18 protein-coding genes, 2 tRNA genes, 1 pseudogene and 1 riboswitch are annotated in these 18829 nt (G+C 68.3%); of the genes and pseudogenes, 9 read left to right on the top strand and 12 right to left on the bottom strand.

Annotated features, from left to right (window positions below; all coding sequences use genetic code 11):
* Window positions 1-33: 33 nt before the first annotated feature.
* On the top strand, window positions 34-960 hold the full coding sequence (locus tag B9Y70_RS00465; RefSeq protein ID WP_085548300.1) for a DMT family transporter: 927 nt from the start codon (window positions 34-36) through the stop codon (window positions 958-960).
* A 116-nt stretch (window positions 961-1076) separates the two neighbouring features.
* On the opposite strand, the gene B9Y70_RS00460 is transcribed toward B9Y70_RS00465, so the two are convergent.
* A complete protein-coding gene (locus tag B9Y70_RS00460) occupies window positions 1077-2273 on the bottom strand; it encodes a cystathionine gamma-synthase (RefSeq protein WP_085548299.1) in 1197 nt (398 codons plus the stop codon).
* Between the two features lie 49 nt (window positions 2274-2322).
* Entirely contained in the window at window positions 2323-3099 is a 777-nt protein-coding gene (locus B9Y70_RS00455; RefSeq protein ID WP_085548298.1) for an ABC transporter ATP-binding protein, read from the bottom strand.
* A 25-nt stretch (window positions 3100-3124) separates the two neighbouring features.
* Here B9Y70_RS00455 and B9Y70_RS00450 point away from each other — a divergent pair, with 25 nt between their 5' ends.
* Window positions 3125-3535: a globin gene (locus B9Y70_RS00450; protein ID WP_085548297.1), complete on the top strand. Its 411-nt coding sequence runs from the start codon at window positions 3125-3127 to the stop codon at window positions 3533-3535.
* Here the strand turns inward: B9Y70_RS00450 and ald are convergent.
* On the bottom strand, window positions 3492-4583 hold the full coding sequence (gene ald / locus B9Y70_RS00445) for an alanine dehydrogenase (RefSeq protein ID WP_085548296.1): 1092 nt from the start codon (window positions 4581-4583) through the stop codon (window positions 3492-3494). The genes B9Y70_RS00450 and ald overlap by 44 nt on opposite strands.
* A gap of 61 nt (window positions 4584-4644) precedes the next feature.
* Between ald and chrA the strand changes: the two genes are divergently transcribed.
* The gene (chrA, locus tag B9Y70_RS00440) at window positions 4645-5841 is read left to right on the top strand and encodes a chromate efflux transporter (RefSeq protein WP_143337422.1); all 1197 of its coding nucleotides are present in this window, start codon (window positions 4645-4647) and stop codon (window positions 5839-5841) included.
* Between the two features lie 76 nt (window positions 5842-5917).
* Here the strand turns inward: chrA and B9Y70_RS00435 are convergent, their stop codons facing one another.
* The 3 genes from B9Y70_RS00435 to B9Y70_RS00425 all read right to left on the bottom strand — a co-directional run bounded on the left by B9Y70_RS00435 (window position 5918) and on the right by B9Y70_RS00425 (window position 7837).
* The gene (locus B9Y70_RS00435; RefSeq protein ID WP_085548294.1) at window positions 5918-6685 is read right to left on the bottom strand and encodes a tryptophan-rich sensory protein; all 768 of its coding nucleotides are present in this window, start codon (window positions 6683-6685) and stop codon (window positions 5918-5920) included.
* An 82-nt stretch (window positions 6686-6767) separates the two neighbouring features.
* Window positions 6768-7391, bottom strand: coding sequence for a DUF8185 domain-containing protein (locus B9Y70_RS00430; RefSeq protein WP_085548293.1), 624 nt, complete (start codon window positions 7389-7391; stop codon window positions 6768-6770).
* Complete coding sequence (locus tag B9Y70_RS00425) at window positions 7388-7837, bottom strand: acyl-CoA thioesterase (RefSeq protein ID WP_085548791.1); 450 nt, start codon at window positions 7835-7837, stop codon at window positions 7388-7390. Before B9Y70_RS00425 ends, B9Y70_RS00430 begins: the two co-directional genes overlap by 4 nt.
* 148 nt (window positions 7838-7985) lie before the next feature.
* On the opposite strand from B9Y70_RS00425, the gene B9Y70_RS00420 reads away from it, so the two are divergent.
* Together B9Y70_RS00420 and B9Y70_RS00415 are read left to right on the top strand one after the other, a co-directional pair.
* Window positions 7986-8360, top strand: a complete 375-nt coding sequence (locus tag B9Y70_RS00420; RefSeq protein ID WP_085548292.1) for a YidH family protein — start codon at window positions 7986-7988, stop codon at window positions 8358-8360.
* Window positions 8361-8705: a DUF202 domain-containing protein gene (locus B9Y70_RS00415; RefSeq protein ID WP_085548291.1), complete on the top strand. Its 345-nt coding sequence runs from the start codon at window positions 8361-8363 to the stop codon at window positions 8703-8705.
* Between the two features lie 55 nt (window positions 8706-8760).
* On the opposite strand, the gene ettA is transcribed toward B9Y70_RS00415, so the two are convergent.
* From ettA to B9Y70_RS00400, 3 genes are all read right to left on the bottom strand, one after another.
* Complete coding sequence (gene ettA, locus B9Y70_RS00410; RefSeq protein WP_085548290.1) at window positions 8761-10431, bottom strand: energy-dependent translational throttle protein EttA; 1671 nt, start codon at window positions 10429-10431, stop codon at window positions 8761-8763.
* Window positions 10432-10494: 63 nt separating this feature from the next.
* Window positions 10495-11061, bottom strand: a complete 567-nt coding sequence (locus B9Y70_RS00405) for a single-stranded DNA-binding protein (RefSeq protein WP_085548289.1) — start codon at window positions 11059-11061, stop codon at window positions 10495-10497.
* Window positions 11062-11196: 135 nt separating this feature from the next.
* Window positions 11197-13356: a bifunctional copper resistance protein CopD/cytochrome c oxidase assembly protein gene (locus B9Y70_RS00400; protein ID WP_143337420.1), complete on the bottom strand. Its 2160-nt coding sequence runs from the start codon at window positions 13354-13356 to the stop codon at window positions 11197-11199.
* A gap of 121 nt (window positions 13357-13477) precedes the next feature.
* Here B9Y70_RS00400 and B9Y70_RS00395 point away from each other — a divergent pair.
* Window positions 13478-13550, top strand: a tRNA-Arg gene (locus B9Y70_RS00395).
* Window positions 13551-13580: 30 nt separating this feature from the next.
* Here the strand turns inward: B9Y70_RS00395 and B9Y70_RS00390 are convergent.
* On the bottom strand, window positions 13581-14936 hold the full coding sequence (locus B9Y70_RS00390; RefSeq protein ID WP_085548287.1) for a Na+/H+ antiporter family protein: 1356 nt from the start codon (window positions 14934-14936) through the stop codon (window positions 13581-13583).
* A gap of 62 nt (window positions 14937-14998) precedes the next feature.
* Here B9Y70_RS00390 and cmrA point away from each other — a divergent pair, with 62 nt between their 5' ends.
* From cmrA to B9Y70_RS00375, 3 genes are all read left to right on the top strand, one after another.
* Complete coding sequence (gene cmrA, locus B9Y70_RS00385) at window positions 14999-15802, top strand: mycolate reductase (protein ID WP_085548790.1); 804 nt, start codon at window positions 14999-15001, stop codon at window positions 15800-15802.
* Window positions 15799-16434 carry an oligoribonuclease gene (gene orn / locus B9Y70_RS00380; RefSeq protein ID WP_085548286.1) on the top strand — a complete coding sequence of 212 codons (636 nt, stop codon included), beginning with the start codon at window positions 15799-15801 and terminating at the stop codon, window positions 16432-16434. Before cmrA ends, orn begins: the two co-directional genes overlap by 4 nt.
* 49 nt (window positions 16435-16483) lie before the next feature.
* Window positions 16484-16556: transfer RNA gene (locus B9Y70_RS00375), tRNA-His, on the top strand.
* A gap of 56 nt (window positions 16557-16612) precedes the next feature.
* On the opposite strand, the pseudogene B9Y70_RS00370 reads toward B9Y70_RS00375, so the two are convergent.
* Window positions 16613-17884, bottom strand: a pseudogene (locus B9Y70_RS00370) (LLM class flavin-dependent oxidoreductase).
* A gap of 3 nt (window positions 17885-17887) precedes the next feature.
* The gene (locus B9Y70_RS00365; RefSeq protein ID WP_085548285.1) at window positions 17888-18664 is read right to left on the bottom strand and encodes a 3-oxoacyl-ACP reductase; all 777 of its coding nucleotides are present in this window, start codon (window positions 18662-18664) and stop codon (window positions 17888-17890) included.
* Between the two features lie 54 nt (window positions 18665-18718).
* A riboswitch (TPP riboswitch) is annotated at window positions 18719-18816 on the bottom strand.
* Window positions 18817-18829: the final 13 nt, after the last annotated feature.

Here is an 18829-nt window from a genome sequence, read left to right as displayed (position 1 = left end):
AGCCGGGGATACCCTGTGGTTCAGGAGGTTCCCATGCTCGCAGTGGTGTTCGGCGTCGTCGTCGGCATCGTCATGCCGATCCAGACATCGGCCAACTCCCGGCTCCGCCAGTCGGTCGGTTCCCCGTTCCTGGCGTCGTTGGTGTCGTTCACGGTCGGCTTCCTCGCGCTGCTCGTCGCCGTCCTGCTTATCGACGGCGGGTTGCCGCCCCTCACCGCAGCCCTCGACATGCCCGCCTGGATCTGGTCCGGTGGCGTCCTCGGCGTGGTGGTGCTGACGGGCAACATCTTCCTGTTCCCGCGGCTGGGGTCGGTGCAGACGGTGGTGCTGCCCATCACGGGGCAGGTCATCATGGGGCTGCTCATCGACCATTTCGGGTTGTTCCACGCGCCCGTGCACCGGCTCGACCCGACCCGCGTGCTGGGGGCGTTGCTGCTCGTCGCGGGAGTGCTCGGGGCGATCGGGTTCATCGACACGCTGCTGCGCCGGGGCGCGCAGGTGTCCGTGGGCTCGAGCTCGGGGCTGTCGCTGTGGGGCTGGCGGGCGGCCGGCGTGGTGTTCGGCATGTTCTCCGCCGCCCAGACGGCCATCAACGGTCAGCTGGGCGTGGCCTTCGGCTCGGCCGTGGGGGCGGCGCTGGTGTCCTTCGCGTTCGGCGTGGTGACGCTGCTGCTCATCAACCTGGCGCTGCGCAACCGCCCGGCCGCCGGATCCACGGTCGGGCCGTGGTGGATGTGGATCGGCGGCTTCCTCGGCGCGATGTTCGTCTTCGGCAACGCGTTCCTGTCGCCGGTGATCGGCACGGGGCTGACCGTCATGACGATCCTGCTCGGCCTCATGGCCGGCAGCCTCCTCATCGACCACTTCGGGCTGCTCGGCGCGCACCGCAGGAAGGTGACACTGCTGCAGGCCGTGGGCCTGGCACTCATGGTCGCCGGGGTGGGGGTCATCCGGCTGTAGCGGCGCGCGCGACCCCGGGATCCCTACCCCGGGAGGAGCGCCCTACCGGGGTGTGAGCCCGCCGGTTCCCCGGCCCCCGGGGTACGGATACCGGGGTCGCCGAGTGGCATCTAACGTCAGGCGTTGACCTCGGCGGCCGCAGTGGCCGCAGTGGCCGCAGTGGCCGCAGCCACGGCCTCGAGGGCGACGTCGATGTCGGCGATGAGATCCTCGGCGTCCTCGATGCCGATGGAGATGCGCACCAGGTCGCGCGGGACCTCCAGCTGAGAGCCGGTGGCGGACTGGTGGGTCATGGTGGCCGGGTGCTCGACGAGCGACTCCACACCGCCGAGGGACTCCGCCAGGCAGATGAGGCGGGTGTTGAGGCAGAAGACGCGCGCGGCCTCCTCGGAGTGGAAGCGCACGGAGATCATGCCGCCGAAGCGCTTCATCTGCCGCTTGGCCACCTCGTGGCCCGGGTGCGACTCGAGTCCCGGGTAGAGGACGGTGGTGACCTGGTCGGAGCCGTCAAGGTGGGCGGCGACGGCCTCGGCGTTGTCGCAGTGGCGCTCCATGCGCACGGCGAGGGTCTTGATGCCGCGGGCGGTGAGGTAGGCGTCGAAGGGCGAGGGGATGGGGCCGACGCCGCCCTGGAACCACAGGAGCTTCTCGTCGAACTCGGCGGAGTTGGTCACCACGAGGCCGCCGACGACGTCGGAGTGCCCGCCGAGGTACTTGGTGGCGGAGTGGAGGACGTGGTCCGCACCCAGCGCCAGCGGCTGCTGCAGGTACGGGGAAGCGAAGGTGTTGTCCACGACGAGCGCGGCCTCCCCCTTGATGGCGGCGATGGCGGCGATGTCGGTGACGGACAGGGCCGGGTTGGTGGGGGTCTCCAGCCAGATGAGTTTCGTGTTCTCCCGGAGGGCGGCCTCGACGGCAGCGACGTCGGTGGTGTCGACCACCGTGTATTCGATGCCCCAGGCCCCGAAGGCCTCGTCGATGAGCCGCCAGGTGCCGCCGTAGGCGTCGTGACCGAGGATGAGGTGGTCACCGGGGCGCAGCAGAATACGCAGGATGACGTCGGTGGCGGCCATGCCGGAGGAGAATGCGCGACCGTACTCGGCCCCCTCGAGGGAGGCGACGGTCTTCTCCAGGGCGGCGATGGTGGGGTTGCCGCAGCGGGTGTACTCGAAGCCGCCGCGCAACTCGTTGAGCCCGTCCTGCGCGAAGGTGGTCGACGCGTAGATCGGGGTGTTGATCGGGCCGTACAGGCTGTCGGGCTCGTATCCCGCATGGATGGATCGAGACGAGAAACCAGAGAGTCCGTGAGTCATGTCGGCCACTATAGACCAAGCGGTTCACAATTCCTGAAACTCCCGGGAATTATATGCAGATCGCGAACCAACGCCCCCTGACCTGCTGCAACTCCACCTCCAGGCCGTACAGGGCCGACAGGTGGGCACCGGTGAGGGTCGTCTCCACCGGCCCGGCGGCCAGCACCCGGCCGTCCTTCATCAGCAGGACATCGCTTGTCGACGCCGCGATCTCCTCCACATGGTGCGTCACCATCACCGTCGTCAGTTCCGGGCGCAGCGCGCGCAGGTCGTCGATGACGCGCAGGAGGGTCTCCCGCCCGGGGAGGTCGAGGCCGGTGGTGGGTTCGTCGAGAAGCAGAAGCTCCGGTTCGATGATGAGAGCGCGGGCGATGAGGGTGCGTGCCCGCTCCCCCTGCGACAGCGCGGACCACTTCCGGTCACGCTTGGCGGCCATGCCGGTGAGGGCGAGCAGCTCCGCGAGCCGGTCCAGCTCCGCGGCGGAGGGCGACCAGCGCGGCAGCAGGCCGTTGGATCCGGTGACCCCGGAGAGCACCAGTTCCTCCACCGGATAATCCCCGAGACGCTGACGCGGGTCGACCCAGCCGATGAGGCGGCGCAGGCGCTGGAGCTCCACCCGTCCGAGGCGCTGCCCGAGGACGTCGACGGTGCCGGTCGTCGGGTACCACCAGCCGCCGGCCAACTTGAGTACCGTCGACTTCCCCGCGCCGTTGGGGCCCAGCACCGTCCAGTGGGAGCCGGTGGGCACCCGCCACGACACCTCCTCGACGAGGTGGGTGGATCCGCGGCGGACGGTGACGTCGAGAAGCTCAAGGGCGTGAGGCATGGCAGCCAGCCTAGACTGGGGTGCCATGAGCAGCCTCTATGACGCCGTGGGTGGCGACGCCACCTTCTCCCGCCTCGTCGCCGGCTTCTACGCGCAGGTGAAGACGGACGACATCCTCGGGCCCATGTACCCCGACGACGACTGGGAGGGGGCCGAGAACCGTCTCAAGTGGTTCCTCGCCCAGTACTGGGGCGGGCCGAGCACCTTCAACGAACAGCGCGGCGCGCCGATGCTGCGGCGCCGCCACTTCCAGTTCCCCGTCGACCGCGCCGCCGCGATCCGCTGGCTGGAGCTGATGAAGGTCTCCCTCGACAGCATCGACGAGGAGACCATCCCGCCCGCCTACCGCCACCAGATGTGGGAGCACATGGAGCGGGTGGCGGCGATGCTCATCAACCGGGAAGATCCGGGAACGCCTCCCGCACAGGATCGCTGAGCAGCGCCCCGCCGCGGGTCATGAGACCCGGTGCCAGGCCCGGATGCTTATCGACGGCCCCGTCCACCCCGTCCGCGGCGATCGCCCGGACGTACGGCAGGGTCGCGGAGGTGAGGGCGCGGGTCGAGGTGTTGGCCACCGCACCCGGCATGTTGGGCACGCAGTAGAACAGCGAGTCGTGCACCTGGTAGGTCGGCTCCTCGTGCGAGGTCTTACGCGAGGGCTCGAAGCAGCCGCCCTGGTCGATGGCGACGTCGACGAGCACGGAGCCCTTCTTCATGCGCGACACCAGCTCGTCGCTCACCAGGGTGGGGGCCTTGGCTCCGGCGACGAGGACGGCACCGATGACGAGGTCTGCGTCGAGAAGCTCGGCCTCGATGGTCATCGGATCGGAGATGAGCGTGCGGACGTTGCCCTGGTAGAGGTCGTCGAAACGCGCCAGCACCGCCGGGTCGAGGTCGAGGACCGTCACCGATGCGCGCAGGCCCTGGGCGATGGCCACCGAGGACGCGCCGACCTGACCGCCGCCGAGGACGACGACCTTCGCCGGGGCGGTGCCGGGCACGCCGCCGAGCAGCACGCCGCGGCCGCCCTTCGAGCTCATGAGGTGGTGCGCGCCCTCCTGCACCGCGAGGCGGCCCGCGACCTGGGACATCGGGGTGAGCAGCGGCAGCCCGCCGCGGGAGTCGAGGACGGTCTCGTAGGCGAGGGATGTGGTGCCGGCGTCGAGGAGCGCCTGCGTGCACTCGCGTGACGACGCCAGGTGCAGGTACGTGAACAGGATGAGATCCTCGCGCAGGTGGCCGTACTCCTCCGGCAGCGGCTCCTTGACCTTGAGGACCATGTCCGCGGCCCACGCCTCCGCGGCGGTGTCGACTATTCGGGCTCCCTGCGCGATGTACTCCTCGTCCGCGATGGACGAGTTCGCGCCCGCACCGGCCTGCACGATGACCTCATGGCCGTCCGCCACCAGGGTGCCGGCGCCGGTCGGGCCGAGGGCGACGCGGCCCTCCATGTTCATGACTTCCTTCGGGATTCCGATGCGCATGGCGGTTTACTCTACTCAACCGACCGGTCCACCACAGCGGAACCCGCCGCCCCCACCTACCATGACGGGCGTGAGTGAGAAGCACAGCAATGTCGGTGAGGTGGTCCGCAGCTTCGGACTCCTCGGGGTGACGGCCTTCGGCGGCCCCACCGCGCACCTGGGCTACTTCCGGGAGGAGTTCGTGGCGCGCCGGAAATGGCTCTCGGAACGCTCCTACGCGGATATCGTCGCCGTCGCCCAGTTCCTGCCCGGACCCGCGTCCTCGCAGGTGGGCATGGCGCTGGGCTACCACCGCGCCGGCTGGCTCGGCATGCTCGCCGCGTGGGTGATGTTCACGGCACCGTCGGCGCTCATCCTCGCGCTCTTCGGGCTGTTCCTCATGACCGCGGGTGTCGACGCCGAGCAGGGCTGGATCAAGGGTCTGCTCGCGGCGGCGGTCGCCGTCGTCTTCCACGCCGTCGCCGGCATGGCGAAGAACATGGCCAACACCGCGCTCACCGCGACGATCGCGGTCATTGCCGGTCTCATCGTGCTCGCCGTTCCCAGCCCCTTCACCCACCTGGGCGTCATCATCGCCGCCGGGGTGACCGGCTTCGTGCTGCTGCGCAACCGGTTGGCGGAGGAGACGGAGGACTCCGGCCTCGACGAGGTCCGGCCCGTGAGCTCCCACGCCGCCGTGGTCTCGCTCGCCTTGTTCTTTGTGCTTCTCGGCGGACTGCTGCTGGGCGCCCCGACGGTGGGTGGATACCTGCTCACCCGCCTGGCCGCCTACGTGCAGGCCGGTTCCCTCGTCTTCGGCGGCGGGCACGTCGTCCTGCCGTTGCTCGAGCAACTCACCGTCGCGCCGGGCTGGCTGGAGCAGTCGGAGTTCCTCGCCGGCTACTCCGCAGCCCAGGCCGTACCCGGGCCGCTGTTCACCTTCGCCTCCTTCATCGGCGCGGTCGACGGGGGTTGGGCGGGGGCCCTGCTGGCCACCGTCGCCATCTTCCTGCCCTCCGCCCTGCTCATGGTGGCAGGGCTGCACTTCTGGGGCCGCTGGCGCCACTCCCCTCTCCTGCGCACGGCGTTCACCGCGGTCAACGCGGCGGTCGTCGGGCTCCTCGGCGCGGCCTTCTGGGACCCGGTGCTCAGCCACGGCGTCACCGGCATCGCCTCCCTCTCCATCGCGGCCCTGTGCTGGCTGGGCCTGGCGAAGTGGACGCTCCCGCCGTGGTCGATCGCGCTCTTCGCCGCCCTGGCGGGGTGGGTTCTGCTGTAGTCCCCCGCCACGGGGACAGCAACACCGCGAAAGGCCCGGAGACGATGATCTCCGGGCCTGACGTTTCGCAGGATCCTTACGCTGCGGGCTGGTTGGTGCGGGCCACCGTGACGCGGCGGACCACGGCGATCAGGAGGACGACGGCCGCTGCCGCGGCGGCTGTCCAGACGAGGGTGTCGCTCTCGAAGCGGCCCCCGGTGCGGGCGACGGCGATCCAGGCCAGGCCCCAGGAGGTGGCCAGGGCGGGGGCGATGCGGCCGCCGTCGAGAAGCGCTGCCACAGCAGCAACCACCCCGGCGACGACGATGCCGACGACACCGAGGGGGATCTCCTCGAGGGCGGTGACACCGGCTGCGGAGAGCGTCGCCCAGGTGTTGGCGAAGGTGGCGGCCAGGACCCAACCGAAGTAGAGGCCGAAGGTGCCGTCGGTGAGGATGAGCTCGATGACGCCACCGGTGCGGGGACGGCCGAGGATGTACATGATGCGGATGAGCACGGCCAGCAGCGCCACGATGACGATCACGGACAGCCACAGCGCATCGAACTGAACGGTGAACAACCAGCCGGCGTTGAGGAAGGCGGAGAGGATCGCCCACGGGCGCAGCACTCGCTGCCGTTCCGAGGCTCGGGCCGTGGGGGTCAGCTGCCACAGGGCGTAGGCGGCGAGCCCGGCGTAGATGACACTCCAGATGGAGAAGGCCGTGCCGGCGGGGGCCAGCGGTGTGGCGTCGGCGGACAGGGCACCCCCGGCGGCCTCGGCGACGGCGGTGCCACCGAGGGCACCACTGCCGATGACGGCCATGGCGATCGCGGCGGCGACACCGAGGACGGTGATGATCGCCATGGGCCAGGGGTTGTGGGTGGACGGATGGGCGCGGGGAGCTTCATTTATTGTCGACATCTTACGTATCGACACTAGAGGAAAATCAGAACAGCGACAGCGACGTGGAGCGGTAGACGGTGCCGAACGGGGCGTCGATACGCACCCAGCGGCCGGCGCTGGACACGCGGAGGTGGCGCGGGACCTCGATGGGGGCGGCGAAGCCCGGGATAAGGCCGAGGGAGGTGCACGTGAAGATCATGCGCATGGGGATCTCCGCGGTGCCGGCGTCGCCGGAGACGGTGAGCACCGTCTGGTCGAGCAGGCTGGCGGGTGGTCCGAGTGGGCCGGAGAACTGCCGGGCGAGGGACTGGCCCTGGTCGGAGAGGTCGCGGACGACGTCGACGGGGATCTCGTCGAGAAGCCGGAAGCCGGTGGCCGGGGGCAGGGCACCGGGCCAGTTCGGGTCGCGGGCGGGGCCGATGGCGGGAGTGCCGGCACGGAGGGCGTCGAGAAGCTCGACGGCGGAGACGACCGCGCCGTCGCGGGAGGCCTCGCCCTCGACGCGGCGGGAGGCGACGACCTGGAAGGGGGTGGTGACGAAGACGTCGACGTGACGGTCGAGCTGGCGGAAGCGCACCGACGCGGAGGCGTCGAGGCCCGTGGCGCGGCCGATGAGGGACTGGAGACCCGGCGCGCCGTCGAGAATCCGCAGGGACTCCGGGGTCACTTGTCGGAGTCGCCCGCCTCAAGCTGGTCGACATCGTCGGCGCGGGTGAGGATCTTGACTTCCTTCTCCGTGATGGAGCGGGGGCGCTCCGTGTTCGTATCGACGGCCACCTGCACGCACTCGACGATGCAGGCGATGCGGCCCTGGCGGTCCTTGATCTCCTGGCGGGTGGTGAAGGAGGTGTTGCCGATCTCGACGACCTGGGTCTCGATGAGCAGCTCGGTCGTGTCCGGCATCACCGGGCGCAGGTAGTCGACGTCGAGGTGGCGGACGAAGACCGCGAAGTCGTGGCCGCGGGCGGTGAACTCATCCTCGGCGAACTGCAGGCGCGCCTCTTGGGCGACCTCGATGTAGTTCGCGTTCATGATGTGGCCGTAGCGGTCGAAATCGGACCAGCGCACCGGGACGGTGGTGACGTGAAGTGCGGAGTTCTGGTCAGCGGTCATGCCGTACATACGGGTGAGTTTCCTTTTCCATGCGGTGACGCGGTCATGCTCCGTCCAATCTATACCTATTGGCCGCGTTTCGGCAGTTAAGGGAATATCGGTCCGCCCCTATATGAACAACAGGTTAACTCCGGTAGAATACCGGGTTATGAACGCGCCCGACCGCACCCGCCTCGACCGGAGAATCTTCCCCGACGGCGACGAACCGGACCCGCAGTTCACCCTGTCCAACGAACGCACCTACCTCGCCTGGACCCGCACCTCCCTCGCCTTCCTCGCCGGCGGCATCGCCCTCGGCGCCTTCCCCGTCGAGGCCGTCTCCGCGGAATGGCGGGCCGCGCTGTCGGCGTTCGTCATCATCATCGGCATGGCCATCGCCCTCGGCTCCGCCTTCCGCTGGATCCGCATCCAACGCGCCATGCGCAACGAACGCCCCCTCCCCTCGGCCACTCCCCTGCTGCTGGTCACCGGTGCCGTCGTCATCGCCTCCGCAGTGGCGCTGTGGCTGTTCATCCTTTCCTGAGTGGGCATCACCGTGAACGGCCGGAGCTTCCCCGAACGCAGCAACCTCGCCTGGACCCGCACCGCCATCGAGCTCGCACTCGTGTCCATGCTGCTCTTGCGCTGGGCCCGCTCCTACGGCTGGTGGGTGTTCCTGCTCATCGGCATCCTGCTCGCCCTGTGCGCCGGCATCGCCCTCACCCAGCGGACCCGTTACCGGGAGACCCGCCGCAGCGTCCGCCGCGACGACGCCTCCCCCAAAACCGCCTCCGTCCTCACCGTGACGACCACCCTCGTCCTGCTCGGCCTCGGCGGCGTGGCCCTCGTCCTCATCCCGCTGCCGGGCGGGGTGGAACCCGCCCTGTAGGAACGCGGAAACGCCCGGCACCTCGGGTGAGGCGACCGGGCGTCGACGAGCGGACCTAGCGGGTCAGGCGACGGTGGGTGACGCGCGACGGGCGGGCGGCCTCCACGCCGAGGCGCTCGATCTTGTTCTTCTCGTAGTCACCGAAGTTGCCCTCGAACCAGAACCACTTGCCCTCCTCCACGTTGCCCTCCCAGGCCAGGATGTGGGTACAGGTGCGGTCCAGGAACCAACGGTCGTGGGAGATGACCACGGCGCAGCCCGGGAACTTCTGCAGGGCGTTCTCCAGGGAACCGAGGGTCTCGACGTCGAGGTCGTTGGTCGGCTCATCGAGAAGCAGCAGGTTGCCGCCCTGCTTGAGGGTCAGCGCCAGGTTGAGGCGGTTGCGCTCACCACCGGAGAGGACCTTGGACGGCTTCTGCTGGTCCGGGCCCTTGAAGCCGAAGGCGGACAGGTACGCGCGGGACGGCATCTCGTTCTGGCCGACCTTGATGTAGTCGAGGCCGTCGGAGACGACCTGCCACACGGTGGCCTCCGGGTCGATGTTCTCACGGCCCTGATCCACGTAGGACAGCTGGACGGTGTCGCCGACCTCCACGGTGCCGGCGTCCGGCTGCTCCAGACCGACGATGGTCTTGAACAGGGTGGTCTTACCCACACCGTTCGGGCCGATGACGCCGACGATGCCGTTACGCGGCAGCGTGAACGACAGATCCTTGATGAGGGTACGGCCGTCGAAGCCCTTCTCCAGGTTCTTGACCTCCACGACCTTGTTGCCCAGGCGCGGCGGGGTCGGGATCTGGATCTCCTCGAAGTCGAGCTTGCGGTACTTCTCGGCCTCGGCGGCCATCTCCTCGTAGCGCTCCAGACGGGCCTTGTTCTTGGCCTGACGTGCCTTCGGGGAGGAGCGGACCCACGCCAGCTCGTCCTTGAGGCGCTTCTGCAGCTTCTGGTCCTTCTTGCCGGCGACTTCGAGGCGCTCCGCCTTCTTCTCCAGGTAGGTGGAGTAGTTGCCCTCGTACGGGTGCAGCTTGCCGCGGTCGACCTCACAGATCCACTCCGCGACGTGGTCGAGGAAGTAACGGTCGTGGGTGACGGCGAGGACGGCACCCTTGTAGTCGGCCAGGTGCTTCTCCAGCCACAGGACGGACTCGGCGTCCAGGTGGTTGGTGGGCTCGTCGAGGAGCAGCAGATCCGGCTCGGAGAGCAGCAGCTTCGCCAGGGCGACGCGACGACGCTCACCACCGGAGAGGTTGGTCACCGGGGAGTCGGACGGCGGGCAGCGCAGGGCCTCCATGGCCTGCTCGATCTTGGAGTCGACCTCCCACGCGTCGGCGGCGTCGAGGTCCTCCTGGAGCTTGCCCATTTCCTCCATGAGCTCATCGGTGTAGTTGGTCGCCATCTCCTCGGCGATCTCCTCGAAGCGCTTCTTCTTCTCGAAGATGTCGCCCAGACCCTCCTCCACGTTCTCGCGGACGGTCTTCTCCTCGTTGAGCGGCGGCTCCTGCAGCAGAATGCCGACGGTGGCACCCGGATCCAGGAACGCCTCACCGTTGGACGGCTGGTCGATGCCGGCCATCACCTTGAGCACGGACGACTTGCCGGCACCGTTGGGTCCGACGACGCCGATCTTGGCGCCCGGGTAAAAGGCCATCGTGACATTGTCAAGGATGACCTTGTCGCCGACGACCCTTCGCACATTCTTCATCGTGTAGATGAACTCGGCCATTTCTCCCCTAGTGTTCTAGTGCGGTAAAGACACTCCACAGGGTACATGACCGGCCCGGATGTTCTAGAAGGGGACGTCGCCCCCGCCCTCCGTGCTTACCGACGCCCCGTCCGGCCCCGCCACCGGCTCCGGTGCCGGTGCCGGGGCCGGGGCCGGGGCCGGCCCCAGCGGCGAGTCGGGGTTCTCCCACACCCGCTCGCACAGCGACCGCGGGTCGATGTCGGCGGGCAGCGCCGCGCCGATGAGATTCTTCCCCGCGATGTCCACGCGCTGGGAGGCGATGACGTAGCGGGTGAGGTCCAGGCCCACGGAGTAGCCGCGCAGGCGGACCACCTGCCGCTTCTGCTTGGTGTCCTTCTCCACCCACTCGTCGGTGACCAGCGTGCCGTGGGCGAGGACCGGCATGCCCTTGCCCAGGGACTTCTTGCAGTTGACCGCCAACGGCCCCCACACGTCGACGTCGATGAACAGCGGATCCGTGTCCACCCACAGTTCCGGGTTCTTCTTGTCCCGCACCCGGCGGGAGGAGGCGATGCGCAGGCGCGCCTTGTAGGATTCGGACTTCTCGAAGTACTGCAGCGTCGGCTCTTCGGTGAGATTGCCGAGGATGGTCGTGGTGGTCTGAGCCATGGTTGTTCCCCCTGAGTGTGAGTGTGTCGGTGTGACACCTCGCAGCCTGACAGGGAACGGGGGCGGTGACAACCGCGACGTCGATAAGCCTGTGGACAACTCGAGTTATCCACAGAAACCGGCGTCCGGCGGGGACTAGCGCTTGCGCCGGGAGCGCAGATCGAGTACCGGCCCCTCCGGGGGCTCCGGGGTGTCCTCGGCCGGGGTCTCCGCCGCCCGGGGGAACTCCTTCTCCTCGAACTCCTCGCGGGCGGCCCCGCCGGCGGAGATCCGGGCCAGCATCTCGTTGTACGCCTCGTAGTCCTGGTCCTCGCCGGAGGCGACGCGCTCCTCGTAGGCGATCTCGGTGGCGCGGTCGTCGCGCCGCCACCCGATGAACAGCAGCAGGAACACCAGGCCCAACGGGAAGGAACCCGACGCCCAGCCGATGCCGCCGCCGACCTTCTGGTCCTCCAGCAGGTTGAGCTCCCACGGCAGGCCGAGGCTCATGTAGAAGTCCTCGCCCATCACCGTCGTCAGCTGCATGAGGTAGATACCGGCGAACAGGTGGAACGGCATGGAACCCACCAGCCAGGCCAGACGGATCGCCGTCGGACGCTTCACCGGCACCGGATCCGTGCCCACCAGCTCCCAGAAGTAGAGGTAGCCGGAGATGAGGAACGCCCAGTTCATCGCCAGGTGACCCGCATGCTCCGAGATCGCCAGCTCATACAGCGGGATGAACAGGTAGAGGACGTAGAACACGAAGAGGAACTGCATCGTGTTCACCAGCGGGTGCGTGAGCGCCCTGAGCAGCGGGGCCTTCGTGATCGCCAGCGCCCAGTCGTGCGCCGTCGGTCGACCCGGCTCACCCGGCTCGTAGGCCGCCATGATGAGCGTCAGCGGTCCGCCCAGCGCGAGGAACAGCGGCACCACCATCGACAGGATCATGTGCACGATCATGTGCATCGAGTAGGTGGCCGGCATGTTCATGCCCAGGCCCGAGCTCGTGGTGACGAACAGGCTGCCCGTACCCAGCAGCCACATCGCCGTGTAGCGGTGGTCCCACGTCCCGCCCCGGCGGTACACGCGCCAGATGCCGTAGAGGTAACCGGCGGTGATGAGGATGGCGATCGACCCGAACATCACGTCGAAACGCCACATGGTGAAGACGTTGCCCAGGGTGGGCTTCTCGTAGAGGTCGTAGCCCATCTGGATGGCCATCTGCGACAGGTTCGGATCCCGGGGCGGGGGCGGCGGGGTGCGGCCCATGGTGATGGCCACGCCCGTCACCGCCGCCATGAGGATGACCTCCACCACGGCGAAACGCAGGAACATCCCCGGGCGGGAGTTGATCACCGGGATCGTGAGCATCCGGTGCACGAAACCCAGGAAGCCCAGCAGCACCAGGCCCACCGTCTTCGCCACCAGGATGAAGCCGTACGTCGTGGTGAACCAGTCCGACCACTCGACGCGGACCGCCGCGTTGATGAGACCCGAGATCGCCATGACGATGAGCGCGAACAACGCCACGCTCGAGTAGCGGCGCAGGCCGGTCTCCATGTCCGGGCCCAAACGGCGGCCGTGCGCGATGAGCGCCATGAGGCCGCCCACCCACACCGCCATACCGACGAGGTGCCACAGGTAGGAGTTCGTGCCGTAGTCATGCGCACCGCCCGCCGCCGCGTGACCCTCCATGCCGAGCGGCACGATCGTGAGGATCGCCCCGACGAACAGCAGCGGCTGCGCGATCCACTTCCGGAACACCAGCCCCGCCACGCCCACGACCAGTGAGATCCCCGCCACCACCGACCACGCCAGCGCCGTGGACACCTGGCTGATCGCCACGCCCCACATGTCGATGGCCAGCGTGTTCCGGAACGGCGTGCCGGACACGTCCGACAGCGTCAGCGGGATCATGAGCAGCGCGATGAGCCCGAAACACAGCGTCGAGACCGCGCCCGTCCGCGCCGCGATGTCACCGTCGACGCTCAGCGGCGCCTCGACCAGGCGGGAGTTGTCACCCTCCGGCACCTTCGGCGAAATGTAGAAGGCCGCAAACATGAACGACCCGATCGCCAGCGCCGCCAGCATCCAGCCCACCGCGCGGAAGAACGGCAGACCCCACGTCGTCACCGGCCCCGGATCCGGGATACCCAGTGCGACCAGCGAGTCCGTGAGGAACTCGAAGGAGATCGTCGCGCCCACCAGGCCCGCGAACACGAAAAACAGCAGGTAGAGCGGCCAGGTCGACCGCACCTTCCTCGTGCTTGTCGACGCCCGCGTCGTCGTTTCCTTCTCCTGCAGTGCTGACATGCGCTCTACCCTAATCCGCCCGCGGCCGTCGTCCTAGCCGGGGTGCATGCGCGTGAAACTACTCACTACCTGGGAACTTTTTCGGTTCCGTGGGGACGTGCGTTAGTATTTTCTCGCGCAGGCCTCCGTAGCTCAGTGGATAGAGCACCGGACTTCTAATCCGTCGGTCGTTGGTTCGAATCCAATCGGGGGCGCTCAAGAAATTCCGGCGGTAGCAGCGGGATCTACAGCACCATCGCGGCGATGAAGCCGGAGATGAGCAGCGGGATGTTGAAGTGGATGAAGGTCGGGATGACCGAGTCCCGGATGTGGTCGTGCTGGCCGTCGGCGTTGAGGCCGGCGGTCGGACCGAGGGTGGAGTCCGAGGCCGGGGAACCTGCGTCGCCGAGGGCGCCGGCGGTACCGATGATCGCGACGGTGGCCACCGGGGAGAAGCCCATCGCCAGGCAGAGGGGGACGTAGATCGTGGTGATGATGGGCAGCGTCGAGAAGCTGGAACCGATTCCCATGGTGACGATGAGGCCGACCACGAGCATCGCCACCGCGGCCGCCGCCTTGGAGCCGGCGAAGAGCTCGGCGGAGGCGGCGACGAGGGAGTCGACCTCGCCGGTGGCGGACATGACGGCGGCGAAGCCCTGCGCGGTGATCATGATGAAACCGATGAGCGCCATCATCTTCATGCCGGCGGTGAAGATGTCGTCGGCCTGGTTCCACTTGACGGCGCCGGTGGCGAGGAAGATCGCCAGGCCGGTGAGCGCGCCGATGAGCAGGGAGTTCGCCTCGGTGTCCATGGACTGCATGACGACCTGCACGGCGAAAGTCGCGACGATCGCGATGAGCGCCACGATGATGCGGTAGCGGGAGATGGGCTCCTCGGCGGCGTCGGTGCCCACGGTGATCGGCTTATCGACGTAGGCACGGGGGCGTCGATAAGTGAAGAACACGGCGATGAGCAGACCGACGACCATGCCGAGGGCCGGGATGGTCATCGTGGTGAAGATGTTGATGTCGCTGGTGTCCAGGCCGGCGGTCTCGATGTTGCCGAGCAGGATGTCGTTGAGGAAGATGTTGCCGAAGCCGATCGGGATCCACATGTAGGTGGTGACCAGGCCGAACGTCAACACCGTGGCGATGAGGCGGCGGTCGATCTGCAGGCGGTTGAACACGGCCAGCAGCGGCGGGATGATGAGCGGGATGAAGGCGATGTGGACCGGGATGAGGTTCTGCGACATGATCGCCATCGCCAGGATGCCGGCGACCATGCCCCACTTGGTCAGGGCGATCGTCTTCGTGCGTGCCGACGTCGAGTCCACCCCCAACTTCCCGATCAGCCAGTTCGCAAGCAGATTCGGCAGCCCCGAACTGGCCACCGCCATCGCGAACGCACCGAGCAGGGCATAGGACAGGGCGATCTGCGCGCCCCCGGACAGGCCGTCCTGGAAGGCGACCATGGTGCCGTCGAGGCCGAGGCCCCCGAGCAGACCACCGACCAGGGCGCCGATGAACAGGGCCAGGACCACGTGGACCCGGGAGACGGCAAGGACGAGCATCACCAGCACGGCGATCAACACGGCGTTCATGGGTTTCACATTAAATGTCGGCCACATGCGGTCTGACATCGGTGCCGACTAACGTGGACCCCATGACTCTCCCCTCCCCCAGCCCGGATACCTTCGCCCTCGTCACCGGTGCCAGCCAGGGCATCGGCATGGCCATGGCGCGTGATCTCGCGTCGATGGGTCACAATCTGATTGTGGTGGCGCGTCGGGAAGCAGTGCTCCGCGAGCTCGCCGACGCCCTCGAGGCCGCCCACGGTGTGACCGTGGAGGTGGTGGCGGCTGATCTGAGCAAGCACGAGGAGGTCAGCCGGGTCATCGAGCTTTTCGACGCCCGCCCCGTCAACATCCTCATCAACTCCGCCGGCATCGCGTCGTTCGGGCCATTGATGAAGCAGGACTGGGCCTACGAGGTCGACCAGTTCCACCTCAACGCCACCGCCGTGCACCGTCTCACGCATGCCGCGCTCGGCGGGATGCTGGAGCGGAGGTCGGGCGCGATCTGCAACGTGGGTTCCGCGGCCGGCAACGTGCCGATCCCCAACAACGCGACCTACGTGTTCACCAAGGCCGGTGTCAACGCCTTCACCGAGGCCCTGCACTACGAACTCAAGGGCACCGGCGTCACCTGCACGCTGCTGGCCCCCGGCCCGGTGCGGGACGCGGTGATCCCGGACGAGGAGAAGTCGATCGTCGACAAGGTGGTGCCCGATTTCCTGTGGACCACCTACGAGTCCTGCTCCCGCGAGACCCTCGAGGCGATGGCCAAGAACCAGCGTCGCGTCGTGCCAGGCCCGCTGAGCAAGGCCATGAACGCCGCCTCCAAGATCGCCCCGACGGGCCTGCTGGCTCCCCTCATCGGCCGCTTCTACGCCAAGATGGGGGAATGAGCATGGATATCGCAGCCAAGAACGACCGCCTCGTGTGGGTCGACCTGGAGATGACCGGCCTCGACCTCGAACGCCACGTCATCGTCGAGGTCGCGGCCCTGGTCACCGACGCCAACCTGCAGATCATCGGCGAGGGCGTGGATCTGGTCGTCCACGCCACCGAGGACGAGCTGGCGCAGATGGACGACTTTGTCACCAACATGCACGCGAAGTCGGGGCTCACCGAGCAGGTGCGCGCCTCGACGGTGTCGCTTGAGGAGGCCGAGGACGCCGTCCTGGCGCTCATCGCCGAGCACTGCAGCCCCGACCACCCCGCCCCGCTGGCCGGTAACTCCATCGCCACCGACCGGGCATTCATCCGCGAGCAGATGCCGCGTCTCGACGCCGCCCTCCACTACCGCATGGTCGACGTCTCCTCCATCAAGGAACTCGCCCGCCGCTGGTTCCCCAAGGCCTACTTCAACCAGCCCGAGAAGGGACTCGCCCACCGCGCGCTGGCCGACATCGTCGAGTCCATCCGCGAGCTCGACTACTACCGACGCGCCGTCTTCGTCCCCGCCCCCGGCCCGGAGTCCACCGCCGCAGCCGAGTGCGCCACGGCCGCCACCAACCACTACCAGCGGTTTTTGTAATTCCGGCGCGGTAGGTTAATCTGTATTCCGCTGCAGTTAAGCAGCGATGGTGGCTGTAGTTCAGCTGGTAGAGCACCAGGTTGTGATCCTGGGTGTCGCGGGTTCGAGCCCCGTCAGCCACCCCGAAGGAAAACGCCCTCCGGCTTCTTGCGAAGCGGGAGGGCGTTTTCACATTGGGCTACTCCCCCAGGTGCTCCCGTAGCGTCGTCCCCTCGTACTCGGTGCGGAACACGCCGCGTTCCTGGAGGACGGGGATGACCAGGTCGACGAAGTCCTCGATGCCGGCGGGCAGGGAGGGCGGCATGAGGTTGAAGCCGTCGGCCCCACCCTCTGACACCCAACGCTGCATCTCGTCGGCGATCTGCTAGGGCGTGCCGACGAACGTGGCGTGCCCGCCGCCGGCGGCGAGGTAGCCCAGCAGTTCACGGACGGTGGGCTGGCGGGACTCGATGATCCGCAGGATGGTGGCGTAGCGGCCCTTGGGGCCGGTGAACTCGTCCAGCGGCGGCAGCGGGGGCACCGGTGCGTCGAGGTCCCAGCCGGAGGTGTCCTGTCGGATGAAGTACTCCAGCCCACGCAGCGCGTCGTCGACGGGCAGCAGAGCGTTCAGCGCGCGCTGCTTGGCGCGGGCCTCCTCCTCGGTGCGGCCGACGTAGGTGACCAGGCCCGGCATGACCACGATCGAATCCGGGTCCCGCCCCTGGTCGGCGGCGCGGCGGCGGACGTCGAGACGGTACTCGCGCGCCATCTCCAGGTCCCACGCCACGGCGTAGATGCCCTCGGCGTGGGTGGCGGCCAGGTCGCGGCCCGGTTCGGAGGCCCCGGCCTGGAACAGGACGGGGCGGCCCTGCGGGCCGGCGGGGATGTTGAGCGGACCTGCCACCTGGAAGAAGTCGCCGGAGTGGGCGGGTGTCGATAAGCGGGAGGCGTCGGCCCAGGATTCGTCGCAGACGACGGCGTCGGCGGGGAACGAGTCCCACAACTCCCCCACCACCCGGATGAACTCGTCGGCGCGGGCGTAGCGTTCGGCGTGCGGCGGGAGGGCGGGCATGCCGTGGTTGCGGGCCTCGTCGTCGCCCATGGAGGTGACGACGTTGATCCCGGCGCGGCCGCCGGAGATGTGGTCGAGACTGGCCATGAGGCGGGCGGCGTGGAAGGGCGGCCAGAAGGTCGCGGAGATGGTCGTGACCAGACCGATCCGCGAGGTGGCGCGCGCCAGGGCGGCGAGCGTGGTGACGGGTTCGAGGAACCAGGCGGGGCCACCGCCGACGCCCCCGATGGCGGCGGACTGGCCGTCGGCAAGGAAGAAGGCGTCGAGTTTGCCGCGCTCGGCGATCTGCGCGAGCTCCTCCCAGTACGTGATGTCCCCGAGGCGCCCCACCGAGGAGTCGGCGGCGCGCCAGGCGGAGGTGTGGTGCCCGGCCGCAAAGGCGAAGAGGTTGATGTGCACGGACTAGTCCTTGACCAGGCCGCCATCGACGACCAGGTTCTGGCCGGTGACGGAGCGCGCCCACGGGGAGGCGAAGAAGAGGATCGCGTCGGCGAACTCCTCCGGGGTGGTCACGGACTGCAGCGGGGTGCCGGAGGCGATGAGGTCGAAGACCTCGTCCGGGGTGGCGGCGGAGGCGTCGGTGGTACGCAGCAGGCCGCCGGAGAGCATGTTGACGGTCACGCCACGCGGGCCCAGGTCAGCGGCCAGGGTGCGGGTGAGCGAGAGGAGGGCGGCCTTGGCGGCGGTGTAGTCGTGGTAGGGCACGACCGGGTACTGGAAGAGGTTAGTGCCGATGGTGATGATGCGGCCCGAGCCGAACTCGTCGAAGCCGGGCAGGGCGGCCTGGGTGACGTTGAGGGTGCCCTGGACGGCGCCGGCGAACTGGGACTCGAAACGCTCGTAGGCGATGTCCTCGGCCTTGGGGCGGGCGTCGCCGTCGAAGGAGAAGTCGATGAGGGCGTTGGAGACGACGGTGGTCACCGGGGCGCCGAACTCTTCGCGGGCCCGGGTGAACAGGGCGTCGATCTGCGCGCGGTCACGGACGTCGGCCCGGATGGCCACCGCCTGGCCGGGATGCTTGTCGACGATGGCCTGCGCCTCTTGGTCCGAGGAGAAGTAGTTGACGACCACCTTGGCGCCTTCACGCAGGAACGCCTCGGTGACGGCCTTGCCCAGGCCGCGGGCGCCGCCGGTGACGAGGACGATCTGCTGGGAGATGGGGGTGGCGGTGATGGACATGTGTGCGCCTTTCTCTGGGAGAAGGCGAAGGTAGCGCCAGGCGACGCAGCATGTGCGCAGCCTCGTGGACATTCCCTTCGCCAGTACTAACTGGATCAGGTTCGACGGGTGTCATCTCAGCTGCGCGGTGGGCAGCACCCCGTGTCACGTGCCCGCCACCATAGC

The organism is Corynebacterium pollutisoli, assembly GCF_900177745.1.
Taxonomy (GTDB): Bacteria; Actinomycetota; Actinomycetes; order Mycobacteriales; family Mycobacteriaceae; genus Corynebacterium; species Corynebacterium pollutisoli.
Note: the sequence above shows the minus strand (reverse complement) of the source record. Positions and strands in the feature narration are given on the sequence as shown.

What these genes read in the sequence shown, in the direction of transcription:
- B9Y70_RS00365 (WP_085548285.1), bottom strand. Translation starts at nt 18,664, where the DNA reads ATGTCCATCACCGCCACCCCCATCTCCCAGCAGATCGTCCTCGTCACC.
- B9Y70_RS00460 (WP_085548299.1), bottom strand. Translation starts at nt 2,273, where the DNA reads ATGACTCACGGACTCTCTGGTTTCTCGTCTCGATCCATCCATGCGGGA.
- ettA (WP_085548290.1), bottom strand. Translation starts at nt 10,431, where the DNA reads ATGGCCGAGTTCATCTACACGATGAAGAATGTGCGAAGGGTCGTCGGC.
- B9Y70_RS00450 (WP_085548297.1), top strand. Translation starts at nt 3,125, where the DNA reads ATGAGCAGCCTCTATGACGCCGTGGGTGGCGACGCCACCTTCTCCCGC.
- B9Y70_RS00465 (WP_085548300.1), top strand. Translation starts at nt 34, where the DNA reads ATGCTCGCAGTGGTGTTCGGCGTCGTCGTCGGCATCGTCATGCCGATC.
- cmrA (WP_085548790.1), top strand. Translation starts at nt 14,999, where the DNA reads ATGACTCTCCCCTCCCCCAGCCCGGATACCTTCGCCCTCGTCACCGGT.
- B9Y70_RS00455 (WP_085548298.1), bottom strand. Translation starts at nt 3,099, where the DNA reads ATGCCTCACGCCCTTGAGCTTCTCGACGTCACCGTCCGCCGCGGATCC.
- B9Y70_RS00405 (WP_085548289.1), bottom strand. Translation starts at nt 11,061, where the DNA reads ATGGCTCAGACCACCACGACCATCCTCGGCAATCTCACCGAAGAGCCG.
- B9Y70_RS00390 (WP_085548287.1), bottom strand. Translation starts at nt 14,936, where the DNA reads ATGAACGCCGTGTTGATCGCCGTGCTGGTGATGCTCGTCCTTGCCGTC.
- orn (WP_085548286.1), top strand. Translation starts at nt 15,799, where the DNA reads ATGAGCATGGATATCGCAGCCAAGAACGACCGCCTCGTGTGGGTCGAC.
- ald (WP_085548296.1), bottom strand. Translation starts at nt 4,583, where the DNA reads ATGCGCATCGGAATCCCGAAGGAAGTCATGAACATGGAGGGCCGCGTC.
- B9Y70_RS00425 (WP_085548791.1), bottom strand. Translation starts at nt 7,837, where the DNA reads ATGACCGCTGACCAGAACTCCGCACTTCACGTCACCACCGTCCCGGTG.
- chrA (WP_143337422.1), top strand. Translation starts at nt 4,645, where the DNA reads ATGACGGGCGTGAGTGAGAAGCACAGCAATGTCGGTGAGGTGGTCCGC.
- B9Y70_RS00420 (WP_085548292.1), top strand. Translation starts at nt 7,986, where the DNA reads ATGAACGCGCCCGACCGCACCCGCCTCGACCGGAGAATCTTCCCCGAC.
- B9Y70_RS00400 (WP_143337420.1), bottom strand. Translation starts at nt 13,356, where the DNA reads ATGTCAGCACTGCAGGAGAAGGAAACGACGACGCGGGCGTCGACAAGC.
- B9Y70_RS00435 (WP_085548294.1), bottom strand. Translation starts at nt 6,685, where the DNA reads ATGGCGATCATCACCGTCCTCGGTGTCGCCGCCGCGATCGCCATGGCC.